Source organism: Belnapia arida (genome assembly GCF_016773205.1).
Lineage (GTDB): Bacteria > Pseudomonadota > Alphaproteobacteria > Acetobacterales > Acetobacteraceae > Belnapia > Belnapia arida.
In genome coordinates this window covers 178,103-191,700 of record NZ_JAETWB010000006.1, presented here as the reverse complement: position 1 = coordinate 191,700, position 13,598 = coordinate 178,103, and the positions used below count along the sequence as shown (strand labels likewise).

General features: G+C 71.4%; 14 protein-coding genes. 6 read left to right on the top strand and 8 right to left on the bottom strand.

Annotated elements, in window-relative coordinates:
• Positions 1-15: 15 nt before the first annotated feature.
• The gene (locus JMJ56_RS15405; protein WP_328702392.1) at positions 16-1,410 is read right to left on the bottom strand and encodes an FAD-binding oxidoreductase; all 1,395 of its coding nucleotides are present in this window, start codon (positions 1,408-1,410) and stop codon (positions 16-18) included.
• Positions 1,407-2,264: a dimethylarginine dimethylaminohydrolase family protein gene (locus JMJ56_RS15400; RefSeq protein WP_202832634.1), complete on the bottom strand. Its 858-nt coding sequence runs from the start codon at positions 2,262-2,264 to the stop codon at positions 1,407-1,409. The genes JMJ56_RS15405 and JMJ56_RS15400 overlap by 4 nt, the downstream gene beginning before the upstream one ends.
• Before the next feature lie 162 nt (positions 2,265-2,426).
• On the opposite strand from JMJ56_RS15400, the gene JMJ56_RS15395 reads away from it, so the two are divergent.
• The 3 genes from JMJ56_RS15395 (at position 2,427) to JMJ56_RS15385 (ending at position 5,033) form a co-directional block, all read left to right on the top strand.
• Complete coding sequence (locus tag JMJ56_RS15395) at positions 2,427-3,191, top strand: HpcH/HpaI aldolase family protein (RefSeq protein WP_202832633.1); 765 nt, start codon at positions 2,427-2,429, stop codon at positions 3,189-3,191.
• Between the two features lie 85 nt (positions 3,192-3,276).
• Positions 3,277-4,215 (top strand): ABC transporter permease, encoded by a 939-nt coding sequence (locus JMJ56_RS15390; RefSeq protein ID WP_202832632.1) that lies wholly within the window; start codon positions 3,277-3,279, stop codon positions 4,213-4,215.
• Positions 4,215-5,033 (top strand): ABC transporter permease, encoded by an 819-nt coding sequence (locus JMJ56_RS15385; RefSeq protein ID WP_328702391.1) that lies wholly within the window; start codon positions 4,215-4,217, stop codon positions 5,031-5,033. The genes JMJ56_RS15390 and JMJ56_RS15385 overlap by 1 nt, the downstream gene beginning before the upstream one ends.
• Before the next feature lie 26 nt (positions 5,034-5,059).
• On the opposite strand, the gene JMJ56_RS15380 is transcribed toward JMJ56_RS15385, so the two are convergent.
• On the bottom strand, positions 5,060-6,088 hold the full coding sequence (locus tag JMJ56_RS15380; protein WP_202832631.1) for an EamA family transporter: 1,029 nt from the start codon (positions 6,086-6,088) through the stop codon (positions 5,060-5,062).
• Positions 6,089-6,252: 164 nt separating this feature from the next.
• On the opposite strand from JMJ56_RS15380, the gene JMJ56_RS15375 reads away from it, so the two are divergent.
• Complete coding sequence (locus tag JMJ56_RS15375) at positions 6,253-6,663, top strand: hypothetical protein (RefSeq protein WP_202832630.1); 411 nt, start codon at positions 6,253-6,255, stop codon at positions 6,661-6,663.
• Positions 6,664-6,883: 220 nt separating this feature from the next.
• Here JMJ56_RS15375 and JMJ56_RS15370 read toward each other — a convergent pair whose 3' ends face one another.
• The 4 genes from JMJ56_RS15370 to phaR form a co-directional block, all read right to left on the bottom strand.
• Positions 6,884-7,594, bottom strand: coding sequence for a ribonuclease activity regulator RraA (locus JMJ56_RS15370; protein ID WP_202832629.1), 711 nt, complete (start codon positions 7,592-7,594; stop codon positions 6,884-6,886).
• A 52-nt stretch (positions 7,595-7,646) separates the two neighbouring features.
• Positions 7,647-8,405, bottom strand: coding sequence for a hypothetical protein (locus JMJ56_RS15365; RefSeq protein WP_202832628.1), 759 nt, complete (start codon positions 8,403-8,405; stop codon positions 7,647-7,649).
• A gap of 93 nt (positions 8,406-8,498) precedes the next feature.
• A complete protein-coding gene (locus JMJ56_RS15360; RefSeq protein ID WP_407927917.1) occupies positions 8,499-8,960 on the bottom strand; it encodes a helix-turn-helix domain-containing protein in 462 nt (153 codons plus the stop codon).
• Positions 8,961-9,070: 110 nt separating this feature from the next.
• Positions 9,071-9,706: a polyhydroxyalkanoate synthesis repressor PhaR gene (gene phaR, locus JMJ56_RS15355; RefSeq protein ID WP_202832627.1), complete on the bottom strand. Its 636-nt coding sequence runs from the start codon at positions 9,704-9,706 to the stop codon at positions 9,071-9,073.
• A gap of 252 nt (positions 9,707-9,958) precedes the next feature.
• Between phaR and JMJ56_RS15350 the strand changes: the two genes are divergently transcribed.
• The gene (locus JMJ56_RS15350; RefSeq protein WP_328702390.1) at positions 9,959-11,164 is read left to right on the top strand and encodes an alpha/beta fold hydrolase; all 1,206 of its coding nucleotides are present in this window, start codon (positions 9,959-9,961) and stop codon (positions 11,162-11,164) included.
• A gap of 61 nt (positions 11,165-11,225) precedes the next feature.
• Positions 11,226-12,401 carry an acetyl-CoA C-acetyltransferase gene (locus JMJ56_RS15345; protein WP_043364651.1) on the top strand — a complete coding sequence of 392 codons (1,176 nt, stop codon included), beginning with the start codon at positions 11,226-11,228 and terminating at the stop codon, positions 12,399-12,401.
• 70 nt (positions 12,402-12,471) lie between these two features.
• Here JMJ56_RS15345 and JMJ56_RS15340 read toward each other — a convergent pair whose 3' ends face one another.
• Positions 12,472-13,557, bottom strand: coding sequence for an SMP-30/gluconolactonase/LRE family protein (locus JMJ56_RS15340; RefSeq protein ID WP_202832626.1), 1,086 nt, complete (start codon positions 13,555-13,557; stop codon positions 12,472-12,474).
• Positions 13,558-13,598: the final 41 nt, after the last annotated feature.

Here is a 13,598-nt window from a genome sequence, read left to right as displayed (position 1 = left end):
CCTTGGATTCGAAGCCTAGTTCCGGAACATCTTGCCCGGGTTGAGGATGCCCTTGGGGTCGAAGCCCGTCTTGATGCCGCGCATCAGCGCCAGCGCCTCCGGCCCATGCTCCTGCTCGAGGAATTCGCGCTTGCCGAGGCCCACGCCATGCTCGCCGGAGCAGGTGCCGCCGAGCGCCAGGCCGCGCGCCACGATCCTGCGGTCGATCTCCCAGGCCTTCTCATGGCCCTGCGGGTCGTTCGGGTCGTAGAGGATGACCTGGTGGAAATTGCCGTCGCCGACATGGCCGACGATGCAGGTGGTGGCCCCCGCCGCCACCGCATCCGCCTTGGCGCCGAGGATCGCCTCGGCGAGGCGCGAGATGGGCACGCAGACATCGGTGGTGATGGCGCGGTAGCCGGGGATCAGCGCGACGGCCGCCCAATAGGCGTCGTGCCGCGCCTTCCACAGCCGGTTGCGCGCTTCGGCATCGGTCGCCCAGGCGAAGCCTTCGCCGCCCATCTCGGTGGCGATGGCCTCCACCGTCTCCGCCTGCTCCTGCACCGCCGCCGGGCTGCCGTGGAATTCGAGGAAGAGGGTCGGCGTGGCGCGGTAGCCCTCGAGCTTCGAATAGGCGATGCAGGCCTGCATCTGGTCGGCGTCGAGCAGCTCGATCCGGGCGACAGGGATGCCGGCCTGCATGGTGGCGATGGTCGTCTCGACCGCCGATTTCAGGTCGGGGAACTGGCAGACCGCGGCCGACATCGCCTCCGGGATGCCGTGCAGGCGAAGCCTGATCCTCGTGATGACGCCGAGCGTCCCTTCCGAGCCGATGAATAGCCGGGTCAGGTCGTAGCCGTTCGCCGCCTTGCGGGCGCGGCCGCCGGTCTGGATGACCCGGCCATCGGCCAGCACCACTTCGAGGCCGAGCACGTTCTCGCGGATGGTGCCGTAGCGCACGGCGGCGGTGCCGCTGGCCCGCGTCGCGCACATGCCGCCGATGGTGCAGTGGCTGCCCGGATCGACCGGGAAGAACATGCCCTGGTCGCGCAGGAAGTCGTTGAGCTGATGGCGGGTGACGCCGGGCTCGATCAGGCAATCCATGTCCTCGGCATTCACCTCGAGGATGTTGGTCATGCGTGACAGGTCGAGCGAGATGCCGCGCCGCACCGGGTTGACATGCCCCTCGAGGCTGGTGCCGGCGCCGAAGGCGACGAGCGGCACGCCATGCTGGTTGCAGAGCGCCAGGATGCGGCTGACCTCCTCCGTCGTCTCCACATAGGCGACGGCATCCGGCAGGGTCGGCGGCGTCTGGTCTTCGCCGCGGCTGTGCTGCTCGCGGATCGCCTGGGCGGTGGAGAGGCGGTCCCCGATCAGGGCGCGGATGCCGGCGATGACGGCATCCACGGGGCGGGAAGCGATGGTGTTCACTGGGTTTCCTCCTCCCGCGCGAGCGGGCAGGTCAAGCAATGCGGGCCGCCGCCCCCGGCAGTGAAGAGCGAGAGGGCGGGATCGAGAACGGTCAGCCCCTCCGCCCGGAGCGCGGCATTGAGGTCCTGGCTTTCGGCCGCGGATATCACGCGGCCCTCGCCGAGGGAAAGGATGTTGCAGCCGAGCCGCATCGCGGCGCGATAGGGGACGGGCAGGCAGGCGATGCCGTACTCCACCAGCCATGCAACGAAATCCTCCGGCAGCACGTCGAGGCAGGCGACGGCGAGGCCGGGTGCGGCCAGGCAGAACAGCACGTCGAGATGCAGGAAATGCTCGTCGAAGGGCTGGATGCGGACCTCACAGCCCTCGGCGCGAAGCCAGCCGGCAAGCTGTTCCGCCCCGTCGAGGTCGGTGCGGCCGCCGCTGGCGCCGATCAGGGCGAGGCCGGGGCGGAGGATGTGGACATCGCCCCCCTCCAGCGTCCCGGCCGAGGATTTCCGCCAGAAGCGCCCGCCATGCCAGTCGATCAGCCCGGCATACTCGCCGCGGCGCTGCGGCCGCTCCAGCTGGCAGAGGACGGGGCCGCGATGCGTCACCACCACGCTGTCGCGGGTGTAGGCCATGTAGGGCAGGTGCGGCTCGGGCGGCAGGTGATGGACGGTGGCGCCGCCCTGCTCCAGCGCCGCGACCAGTTCGCGGTGCTGGGATTGCAGGCCCTGGAGGTCGGCCTCGCCGCCGCCGGCCAGCGTCCGGCGGGCGATGCTGTTGGTCGGCAGCCAGCGATAGTAGTCCGGCGCGCAGACAAGCACATCGGTCAGGCGGCCGGTTTCGGAAGCGACGATCCATTCCTGCATGCGGCCCAGGGTGCAGCCGCGGGCGGACGGCGTCCAGGGCCGGGGTGCCAGCGGCAGGCCGTGCCTCCTCGGGGTGCATCCGGCGACGGCCTCGCGTTGACGGCCCCCGGCCCTGCGCCTAGCGTCGCCCTCCCGATTATGGACTCCCAAGGGGGAAAGCGAATGCCCAACAAGGTCAAGGCAGCATGGCAGGCCGGCAAGGCCGTGGTGAATGGCTGGCTCGCCATTCCCAACGCCTTCAGCGCCGAGATGTACAGCCAGGCCGGCTGGGACAGCGTGACCGTCGACATGCAGCACGGCGTGCAGGACTACCTCTCCTGCGTCGCCTGCTTCCAGGGAATGCAGCCCTCGGGCGTCACGCCGATGGTGCGGGTGCCGTGGAACGAGCCGGGCATCATCGGCAAGGTGCTGGATGCCGGCGCCTACGGCGTCATCTGCCCGATGGTGAACACCGAGGCCGAGGCGCGCCAGCTCGTCCAGTACTCCAAGTACCCGCCGAAGGGGACGCGCAGCAACGGCCCGATCCGCGCCGGCGTCTACGGCGAGGCGGGCGGCTACCAGAAGACCGCCAATGACGAGATCCTCGTCATCCCGATGATCGAGACGCAGACGGCGCTCGACAACCTCGAGGCCATCCTCGACGTGCCGGGGATCGACGCGATCTATGTCGGCCCCTCCGATCTCGGCCTGTCGCTCGGCATGCCGGCGATCCTCGACCGCGAGGAGCCGGAGATCCTGAAGATCTACGAGCGCCTCATCAAGGAGACCTCGAAGCGCGGCATCGCGGCGGGGCTGCACAATTCCTCGCCGAAATACGCGAAGAAGATGATCGACATGGGCTTCAAGCTCGTCACCGTCGGCGGCAACGAGGTCGGCCTGATGGTCAATGCGGCGAAGGCCGCGATCAAGGAAACCCGCGGCGGGTAATTCCCGGGAGCCGCCCCGCCTTCCGCGGCAAGGCCGCAGGAGGGCACGCGGCAGGGCCATTGCACCAGGCTGACAAGGGGTTGGCATGCTGCGCCTCATCGCCGGCAGGCTGGTGCAGATCGGGGTTGTGCTTGCCATCCTCTCGGCGCTGGTCTGGCTGGCGATGGGGCTGATGCCGGGCGACCCGCTCGACCTTGCCATGGCGGCCGACCCGCGCCTCACGGCCGCTGACGCGGCGCGGCTGCGCGCGCTGCACGGGCTCGACCGCCCGCTCGCCGAACGCTACCTCGCCTGGGCGGGCGCGGTGTTGCGGGGCGAGTTCGGCTTCTCCCGCCTCTATGCGCTGCCGGCGACGGCGGTCCTCTGGCCGGCGCTGCGCTCCACCCTGGTGCTGCTCGGCTGGGCGCTGCTGCTCTCGGCCGGGCTCGGCATCGGGCTCGGCGCGCTGGGTGCGGCACGGCCTGGCCTTGGCTGGCTGGCCGACGGGCTGGCGCTGCTGGCGCAATCCATCCCCGGCTTCTGGCTCGGCATCCTGCTCGTCATCCTCTTTGCGGTCGAACTCGGCTGGCTGCCGGCGGGGGGCATGGGGGAGGGCGGCAGCCTCGCCGAGGCGGCGCGCTTCCTCCTGCTGCCGGTGGCGACCCTCGCCTTCGTCAACATCGCCGCCTATGCGCGCCACAGCTTCGCGGCCATGCGGCAGGAGATGGCGCAGCCCTATATCCGCACGGCACGGATGAAGGGGCTGCCCGAGCGGCAGGTGGTCTGGGGCCATGCCTTCCCCAATGCCGCGATCCCGGTGGTGACGGTCGCCGCCCTCGATGCCGGCAGCCTCGTCTCCGGCGCGCTGGTGACGGAGACGATCTTCGCCCGCCCCGGCATGGGCAAGCTGATCTATGACAGCATCATGGGCAACGACTACAACCTGGCGCTGCTCGCCCTGCTGCTGGCGGCGCTGGTGACGATGCTCGCGACGCTCGCGGCCGACATCGTCCAGCGCCTCATCGACCCGCGGCTGGCCGGCTGATGCGGCTGGCGTTGGGGCTGGCGCTGCTCGTCCTGCTCGGGCTCGGGGCGGCGGGAGCGGGCTGGATGCAGTCCTGGCTCGGCGCCGATCCCTTCGCGCCCGACCTGCTCGCCCGCTACGGCGAGGCCTCCGCCGCGCATCCCCTCGGCACCGACGAGCTGGGCCGCGACCTGCTGCTTCGCCTGCTGCACGGCGCCCGCGTCTCGCTCAGCGTCGGCCTCGCGGTGGCGATCGGCGCGACGGGGCTCGGCACCGCCGTCGGGCTGCTCGCCGCTTGGTGCGGCGGCTGGGCCGATGCCGTGCTGATGCGGCTGGCGGACGGGCTGCTGGCCCTGCCGGCGCTGCCGCTGCTCGTCGTGCTGGCCGCCGTCGATACCGGGCGCTTCGGCCTGCCGCGAGGCGAGGCCACCTCCGACATCCTCCGCATCGTGCTGATCCTGGTCGCCTTCGGCTGGGTCGGCACGGCGCGGCTGGCGCGGGCGGCGGCCTTGACCCAGCTCTCGCTCGACTATGTGGCGGCCGCCCGCGTCTCGGGCGCCAGCGAGGCGCGGGTGCTGGTCCGCCACGTGCTGCCCAACATCGCCGGCCCCATCGGCGTCGCGGCCGCCCTGGCCGTCGCCGGGGCGATCCTCGCCGAGAGCACGCTGAGCTTCCTGGGCCTCGGCATCCAGCCGCCGGCGCCCTCCTGGGGCAACATGCTGTCCAACGCGCAGGAGATGGTCTTCTCGGCGCCGATGCAGGCGGTCTGGCCCGGCCTCTGCATCCTGCTCGCGGTGGCCGGCGCGACGCTGGTGGCGGACGGGCTGCGCCGGGGCTGAGCGCAGCGGCCACGGCCCGGCTTCGGTCATCCGCCTCGGCCGGTCGGGGCCGGCGCCTGGCCTTCCGCGGACGGAGGCGTGCTGACGATGAAGCGACGATGGCCATGGCCCGAAGTCATCGGGTGCCGCGTCGTCGTCTGCGTCTCCGATTTCGAGGAGACGATCAGGCAGACGCCGACGACGACGATGGCCGTGGCCAGCATCGCCTGCCAGGTAAGGGGTTCGGCGAAGAGCAGCCAGCCGAGCCCCAGGGCCACCACCGGGTTCACATAGGAGAAGGTCGTCGCCACCGAGGGCGTCACATTGGCGGCGAGAAAGCCGAAGGCCGTGAAGCCGACCACGGCGGTGAGGATCAGCCAGCCGAGGCCGAGCCAGGATTGCGTCGAGACGGCGTGCCAGTCGAGCCCGGTGACATCCCCCATCAGGCCGGCGGCCGCCAGAAGGACGGCGCCGCCACAGAGCAGCTCCATCCCGGCCGCCAGGCGCGGGTCGTCCGGTAGGCCGGCGCGCGGCGCCAGCACCGCGCCGAGCGCCCAGGCGCACTGGCTGGCGACCAGCAGCGAGACGCCGAAGAGATCGAGATCGGCCCCGGGCCGGAGCAGCAGCCCGAGGCCCGCGACGCCGATCACCAGGCCGATCAGGGCACGGCGGGCCGGGCGCTCGCGGAAGAGCAGGTAGCCGAGGCAGGCGGCGACGATCGGCAGCAGGGCGGACATCACCCCGGCAATGCCGGAGGGCACGGTCTTCTGGCCGAAGGTGCCGCCCCCGGCGCCGAAGGCAAGGATCAGCAGGCCAATCCCGAGCGCGGCCAGCCAGTGGCGGCGGGTGGCGCGGGGGGCGCCGGAGGCACGCGACCAGAGGAACAGCACCGCACCCGCCACAAACCCGCGAATGCCGACCAGGAGCAGCGGCGGCAGCGTGTCGAGCGCAGCCCGCGCCCCGGCCGGGCCGGAGCCGAAGCTCGCATAGGTGGCGGCGAGGGCGAGGGGGATGCGCCAGTCCATGGCGCGGGGGAGCAGGCGGGCGAGGGAGGCCGGGAAGCTCGCGCCGCTCAAGGCGTGCCGGCTCGGTCAGGGCCCCGCCGGGTTGGAGTGTGGAACCTACAGGCCATTGGTGCCTCCGGCAGTCAGCGCAGGCAAGGGCGAACACGGAAGGCTCGGGAAAGTTCGGGCCGTGGGCGCCACGAGGCGTCACCTGCAGGCCCGCCGGTTCATCGTCAATGTCAGATCGAAAAGAGATACTCGTCATCGCCGTGGCTGCCCAGGGTTCGAACTCCCGCGCCACCATTGGGCCAGCAGGCTGCGGCGCCTCCTTCGTGGCTGGGCCGGATGACCTGCCGGTGGTCGCAGGCGGCGGCGGCTACCTTGGCGGCGGTGGGGGTGGTGGTGGCTACGACGGCGGCGGTGGCTCGGCGGTCGATGATGTCGGCGGCAGCGGCGGTGCCGGCGGCTCCTTCGTCAGCAGCAACGCCCTGAGTTCCAGCTTCGATACCGCATCCGCCCGCGGCCGTGGTTCAGTGGTACTCACGCTCCTGGACAACGGGCTGGAAGGGCCTTCGGTCACCGACTGGAATGCCCTCGCCGCGCGGGTGACGGCGAATTTCGAAGCGACCGGCCAATGGTACCTGTAGCACCTCCGCACCATCCACTTGCCCACCCTGCATGACGTACCGGCCCGGCCAACTCCGGGCCGGCACGGTGCTTGGCCGGAGGCATCCGCCAGGTTCGGGGCCAAGGCCTTGCGGAGCACTGCGCGACAGGACCGGCCCATCGCGCGGCATCTTCAGCGGAGGGAGGAGCGAGGCTTTCCCGTCCACTGGAGATTGGGTGTCCGGTCAGGCCAGGACGGTTCTAACGCCCCCGCTTCTTCCGCCAGGCAGCGAAGAGCTCCCGGTTCTTCGGGTCGGTCATCGGGTAGAGGCCGCGGATGGTGTGGCCTGCGGCGACGCGCTCCTGCACGAAGTCCTCGCCGACCGTCTGCTCATGGGCCTCGTCGGCCACCTGGTCGGCCAGATGCGCGGGGATGCAGACCACGCCCTCGCCATCGCCCACCATGATGTCGCCGGGATAGACCGGCACCTCGCCGCAGGCGATCGGCAGGTTGAGGTCGACGGCGTGGTGGCGGATCAGGTTGGTCGGGGCGCTTGGCGCGGCGTGGTAGACCGGCCAGGGCATCTCCGCGATCTCCGGCGTGTCGCGGAAGCCGCCATCGGTGACGGCACCGGCGACGCCGCGCGTCATCAGCCGGGTGAGCAGGATGCCGCCGGCACTGGCCGCCCTCGGATCGCCGCGGCTGTCGATGACGAAGACGCTGCCGGGCGGGCATTCCTCGACACCCTTGCGCTGCGGGTGGCCGGGGTCGAGGAAGGCGTCGAGCGTGTCGAGATCCTCCCGTGCCGGGATGTAGCGCAGCGTGTAGGCGGGGCCGACGAGGCGCGGCGCCGCCGGATTCACCAGCCGCGGCCCTTGCAGGAACAGGTTCCGGAAGCCGTGCTTGAACAGCACGGTGGTGAGGGTCGCGGTGCTGACCTCGGTGAGCTTGCGGCGGGTGTCGGGGTTCATGGCTGTCCTGGCGCGATGGTCGGGGCGGCTCGGCGTCCGGCAGGATGGGCCGCTACCGGTCGGGTAGCCAGATCTCCAGCGTCCCGGTGCTCGGCGCCGGCTCGAAATTGCGGAAATCCTGGATCGCCCAGCCGCGCCCGAGGCGGCCGGCGAGGCGGGCGGCGGCCGGGGCATCCTCGCCATGGAAGTAGCGGACGACGCGCTGCGAGGGGGTGGCGGTGACGACGCGCGGCTCCCCGAGGTCGAAACCGGCCTCGCGGAGCTGCGGTGCCAGCTCGGACGCGGCACTGGCGGCGGCCACCGAGCCGGCGCGGAGATGGATATAGACGCGCGGCTGGCCGGGCGCGGCGGCCGCCGTCTCCGGCAGGCGGAGTGGCCGGGGTGGTGGGGCGAGCGGCTGGGGCGTGGGCGGCTGGTTGGCCGCCAGCTCGCGCCTGCCAGCGGCGAGGTCGCGGCGGAGCGTGGCAAGTTCCGCCTCGGCGGCGGTGCGGGCCTGACGCAGGGTCGCCAGCTCGGCCTCGGCCGATGCGCGACTCTGACGCAGCGTTGCCAGCTCCGCTTCGGCCGAGGCGCGGGCCTGGCGCAGGCTGTCGAGCCTGGCCTGCTCGGCGGCGACCCCGGCCCGGAGGGCGGCGGCATCGGCTGCCGAGGCAGGGGCTGGGGCTGGAGCCGCCGGGGCAGGGACTGGCTGGGGAGCCGGCGCGAGGCTCGCCACGGGTGCGGCGGGGTGCGGCGGCGCCCGCAGGCCGAGGCCAAGCGTGACGCCGCCCGCCAGCCCGGCCAGGGCCAGCACCAAGCCAGCCGGGGCCATCCAGGTATTGCGCTTCTGCGGACGCAGGAGCGGGGGGGCAGGCGGACGCCTCGACACGATCAGCAAGCTACCTCAAGCCGGAGAGAAGGCGCCTCAGTGGCGCTCCTCCGGCTCAACGGCCAACTCGCGCTCCGGGTTCTCGGCCAAACTCTGGGCAGCCAGGGCCCGGGCCATCTGGCTCAGCGCCTCCTGGTGCTTCTCATTGTCGATCAACGCGAAATTACGGGCCAATTCCAGGCACATGCGCTGACGCGGGGAGATCTCGCTCGGCTCGCTCTCATCGGCCAGCCCCTCGAAGAACCAGGAGACGGCAACGTTCAGCACCTGGGCGATCTCAAACAGGCGGCCGGCGGAGATGCGGTTCAGGCCGCGCTCATACTTGTGAGCTTGCTGGTAGGTAACCCCGATCATCCGGGCGAGTTGCTGCTGGGAGAGGCCCATCATCACCCGCCTCTCCCGGATCCGGGCGCCGACATGGCGATCCGCCGCATTGGCCCGCTGACCCATCTTGGCGGCGGCGGGGCGCGGCGTATCGGTCTCGGTGCTGGCTGGCATATTGTATCCCTCGGAGCCCGTGGTTGTCTCACCTTGGGCAATGCCGTGGGATGGTCCCCGTTCCACCGCAGCGCGTGACGAACGCGTGATGGAGGCAGAACGGTCCCGATTCACCCGGAGCGCGAGGAGTCCGTCTTGCCGCGTTGCAGTTCAGCCAGTTGATGGCGCAGGGATTCGATCTCGGCCGTCAAGGATTCAATGGTTTGACCGGCGGGAGCGTGCCCCGAGGGCTGGCCGGTGCCGTGCGGCGCATCGGTCGGGCGGAAGGGCGCGAAAAGGCTCATCGCCCGCTCCATCATCGCCATGTTCTGCTTGCTGACTTCCTCAATGCTGGGGAAGGGCATGAAGCCGCCCATCGCCTGCTCCATGGAGCGGCGCATCTGCGACTGCTGGCGGGCGAAGCCGTTCATCGCCACGTCGAGGTAGCGGGGCAGCACGGTCTGCAGGCTGTCGCCGTAAAAGCCGATCAGGTGACGGAGGAAGCCCTCGGGCAGCAGGTTCCGGCCCTTGGACTCCTCCTCGACGATGATCTGGGTAAGGACGGAGCGGGTGATCTCCTCGCCCGATTTGGCGTCGTAGACCACGAAGTCGCGGCCCTGACGGACCATTCCGGCGAGGTCTTCCAGGGTGACGTAGCTTGAGGACTCCGTGTTGTAGAGGCGGCGGTTGGCATATTTCTTCACCACTACCGGAGGGGCGGCGGGAAGCTCGGGCGCTGGTTCGGCGCGGGCGGTGCTGTCGGCCATGACGTTTCCGATGCGGCTCTTGCGTGAAAGGCCGGCCACCGTAGCACGGCGCAACGGCCCGCGCGGAAGCGGGTTTTTGCGTCGCACACAATCGCGCGTGGGGGTGCGGCATGGCGAAAGAGGGCGGGCTCGACCGGCTGGCGGAGGAGTGGATTGGACTTTGGCAGGAGGAGGTCACGGCGCTCGCCGCGGATGCCGACATGGTGGCGGCGTGGCGACTGATGCTGGGCGGATGGCCTGGGGGGGCAGCGCGTGAGACGGGGGCCGCGACCGCTGCCGCTGCATCTCGGCCTGCTCGGGATGCGGCGGTGGCTGGCGATGACGGCGCTGCCGCTGGCCTCCTTGCCCGGATCGCCGAGCTTGAAGCCAGGGTGGCCGCGCTCGAGGCCGGGGCTGGAGAGCCTCGCCGGCCGGCTCGCCGCCGGCGGCCACCCGCCTGAGGCCTTCGCCCGCGCCGTCTGGCAGGCCCTCGACCGCGAGGATGCGGCGTTGCTCGCCGGCATCCGCGCCTATCGCCGGCATCCATGGCGGCGGGAGGCGTCGGCGCTGCCGGTGCCCTGGGCCGAGGGTGGCAGCCGGCTGCTCGACTATGGCGGCGAGGGGCCGACGGTCCTCGTCGTGCCCTCGCTGGTGAACCGGGCGGATATCCTCGACCTCATGCCGGAGGCCTCCATGCTCCGCTTCCTGGCGGGACAGGGGCTCAGGGTGCTGCTGCTTGACTGGGGCGAGCCCGGCCCCATCGAGCGGCCCTTCGGCCTCACCGACTACGTCGCCGGGCGGCTGGAGCGGGCGCTGGCCTCGGCCGGGGGGCCGGTGGTGCTGATCGGCTACTGCATGGGCGGGCTGCTGGCGATGGCCGCAGCCCAGCGCCAGCCGGAGCGGGTGCGGGCGCTCGGCCTGCTGGCGACGCCGTGGGATTTCTGGGCGGAGGATGCGGGCCGGGCACGCTCGCTCGGCGCGCTGCTGCCAGGGCTGGAGCCATTGCTGGCGGCGACGGGCGCCCTGCCGGTCGATGCGCTCCAGGCGCTCTTCGCCGCGCTGGACCCCTTCGCCGTTGCCGGGAAGTACCGCGGCTTCGCGGCGCTCGACCCGGAGAGCCCGCGAGCCCGGCGTTTCGTCGCGCTGGAAGACTGGCTGAACGACGGCATCGCGCTGGCCGCGCCGGTGGCGCGGGAGGTGCTTGGCCAATGGTACGGCGCGAATGCGCCGGCGCGGGGCGAATGGCGCATCGCCGGCGAGGCGGTGGAGCCGCGACGGCTCGCCATGCCCAGCTTCCTCGCCATTCCGTCGCGCGACCGGATCGTGCCGCCGGCCTCGGCCATGGCGCTGGCCGGGGCGCTGCCGGGGGCCCTGGTGCATGGGGCGGCGGCCGGCCATATCGGCATGGTGGCCGGGCAGGGGGCCGAGGAGGCGCTGTGGCAGCCGCTGCGGCGCTGGCTCTCGGGGCTCGGCTTGTAGCCAGGGCCGGTGTGGGTTCAGACTGCGCCGGATTGCACAAAACGGGTTAGGGAAGCCAGATATGACCGATATCGTCATTGCCGCCGCGGCGCGCACGCCGGTCGGCAGTTTCTCCGGGGCCTTCGCCAGCCTGCCGGCGCATGCGCTTGGCACCATCGCCCTGAAGGCGGCGATGGAGCGGGCCGGCGTGCGGCCGGAGGAGGTGGACGAGGTCATCCTCGGCCAGATCCTGACCGCGGGCGCGGGCCAGAACCCGGCGCGGCAGGCCGCCGTCGCCGCCGGCATCCCGGTCGAGCGGACGGCCTTCGGCATCAACCAGCTCTGCGGCTCCGGCCTCCGTGCCGTGGCGCTCGCCGCCCAGCAGATCGCGACGGGCGATGCCAGCATCGTCGTCGCCGGCGGGCAGGAGAGCATGACCCAGGCGCCGCATGCCCAGCAGCTCCGCGCCGGGCAGAAGATGGGCGACCTGCAGCTCGTCGACACCATGATCAAGGACGGGCTGTGGGATGCCTTCCACGGTTACCACATGGGCACGACGGCCGAGAACGTCGCGCAGAAGTACCAGATCACCCGCGAGCAGCAGGACGAGTTCGCCGCCGCCTCGCAGCGCAAGGCGGGCGAGGCGATGAAGGCCGGGCGCTTCCGCGACGAGATCGCCCCGGTGACGGTGAAGACCCGCAAGGGCGAGGTGACGATCTCCGACGACGAGTACCCGAAGCCGGAGACCACGCTTGAGGTGCTGCAGAAGCTGCGCCCGGCCTTCAGCAAGGACGGCACGGTGACGGCGGGCAACGCCAGCGGCATCAACGACGGCGCCGCGGCGCTGGTGGTGATGTCGGCCGAGGAGGCCCGCAAGCGCGGGATCACGCCGCTGGCGCGCATCGCCTCCTGGGCGACGGCGGGCGTCGATCCCTCGATCATGGGCACCGGCCCGATCCCGTCGAGCCGCAAGGCGCTGCAGAAGGCGGGCTGGGACATCTCGACGCTCGACCTGATCGAGGCGAACGAGGCCTTCGCGGCGCAGGCCTGCGCGGTGAACAAGGATCTCGGCTGGGACACCTCGAAGGTGAACGTCAACGGCGGCGCCATCGCCCTCGGCCATCCGATCGGCGCATCGGGCGCGCGCGTGCTGAACACGCTGCTCTTCGAGATGCAGCGGCGCGAGGCGAAGCGCGGCCTGGCGACGCTCTGCATCGGCGGCGGCATGGGCGTTGCGATGTGCCTGGAGCGCGTCTGAACCAATGGCGGGGTCTGGGGGGAAAGCTTCCCCCCCGGCGGGGTGCAGGGGCAGGGCCCCTGCAAGCTTTTCAGCAGAAATGCGCCCCGCGCGTCTCGACCGGCACCATGTAGAGCGACTGGCTCGCCGTCATATACAGGTGGTTCCGGCGCGCGCCGCCGAAGCAGAGGTTGGCGCAGATCTCCGGCAGCCTGATCTGCCCGATCCGCTGGCCGTCGGGGGCGAAGACATGCACCCCGTCATAGCCGTCGCCGACCCAGCCGGCGCCGACCCAGACATTGCCCTGCTCGTCGCAGCGTAGGCCGTCGCCGAAGCCCGACTTGCCGTTCAATTCCATGTCGCAGAAGGTGCGCGGGTTGGTCAGGCGCGGCCCGTCCACGTCGAACATCCAGATGATGTTCTTCGCCGCCTCGTAATGCGACTGGCCGCTGTCGGCGACGTAGAGGCGGCGGTAGTCCGGCGAAAAGCAGAGGCCGTTCGGCTTGAAGGGCTGGTCGGCCACCTTCGCCACCTGGCCGGTCTGTGCATCGATGCGGTAGATGGCCTCCTTGATGAAGGGACGGGGGCTGTTGGCGGATTCGGGGACGCGCTGTCCCTCGTAGTTCATCAGCGCGCCATAGCCCGGGTCGGTGAACCAGATCGCGCCATCCTCCGGGTGGACCACGCCATCGTTCGGCGCGTTGAAGGCGCCATCCGGGCCGCGCGCCGCGAGCACCGTCGTCGAGCCGTCCGCCTCGTAGCGCAGCACGTCGCGGTGGAAGTGGCGGAAGGCGATCTGCCGCCCCTCGCGGTCGAAGGTGTTGCCGTTGGAGAAGCCCGACGGGCTGCGGAAGCGGCGATGGACGGAGTGGTCCTCCTCGACGAGGCGGAGGCATTCGTCGTTCGGGATGTCGGACCAGATGAGGAAGCGGCCGGTGGCGTGCCAGGCGGGGCCTTCGGCCCAGGAATAGCCGGTGCCCAGGCGGCGGATGGTGGTGTTGCCGAGCTTCGCCGTGAAGCGCTTCGGGTCGATGGCGACGATATCGGCATCAGGGTAGCGGGCGGGGGCGGCGCCGCGGTCATAGCCGCGCTGGGCCTGGGCCGGGATGGCGGCGCCGGCCGCGAGCGCGCCGGCGAGCGCGCCGAGCGAGCGACGCCCGATGATGGGATCTGCCATGCATTTCTCTCCCTCGCCGCTTCGGGTGCGGCGAGGGATCA

What these genes read in the sequence shown, in the direction of transcription:
- JMJ56_RS15400 (WP_202832634.1), bottom strand. Translation starts at nt 2,264, where the DNA reads ATGCAGGAATGGATCGTCGCTTCCGAAACCGGCCGCCTGACCGATGTG.
- JMJ56_RS15395 (WP_202832633.1), top strand. Translation starts at nt 2,427, where the DNA reads ATGCCCAACAAGGTCAAGGCAGCATGGCAGGCCGGCAAGGCCGTGGTG.
- JMJ56_RS15390 (WP_202832632.1), top strand. Translation starts at nt 3,277, where the DNA reads ATGCTGCGCCTCATCGCCGGCAGGCTGGTGCAGATCGGGGTTGTGCTT.
- JMJ56_RS15385 (WP_328702391.1), top strand. Translation starts at nt 4,215, where the DNA reads ATGCGGCTGGCGTTGGGGCTGGCGCTGCTCGTCCTGCTCGGGCTCGGG.
- JMJ56_RS15375 (WP_202832630.1), top strand. Translation starts at nt 6,253, where the DNA reads ATGTCAGATCGAAAAGAGATACTCGTCATCGCCGTGGCTGCCCAGGGT.
- JMJ56_RS15370 (WP_202832629.1), bottom strand. Translation starts at nt 7,594, where the DNA reads ATGAACCCCGACACCCGCCGCAAGCTCACCGAGGTCAGCACCGCGACC.
- JMJ56_RS15365 (WP_202832628.1), bottom strand. Translation starts at nt 8,405, where the DNA reads ATGGCCCCGGCTGGCTTGGTGCTGGCCCTGGCCGGGCTGGCGGGCGGC.
- JMJ56_RS15360 (WP_407927917.1), bottom strand. Translation starts at nt 8,960, where the DNA reads ATGCCAGCCAGCACCGAGACCGATACGCCGCGCCCCGCCGCCGCCAAG.
- phaR (WP_202832627.1), bottom strand. Translation starts at nt 9,706, where the DNA reads ATGGCCGACAGCACCGCCCGCGCCGAACCAGCGCCCGAGCTTCCCGCC.
- JMJ56_RS15345 (WP_043364651.1), top strand. Translation starts at nt 11,226, where the DNA reads ATGACCGATATCGTCATTGCCGCCGCGGCGCGCACGCCGGTCGGCAGT.
- JMJ56_RS15340 (WP_202832626.1), bottom strand. Translation starts at nt 13,557, where the DNA reads ATGGCAGATCCCATCATCGGGCGTCGCTCGCTCGGCGCGCTCGCCGGC.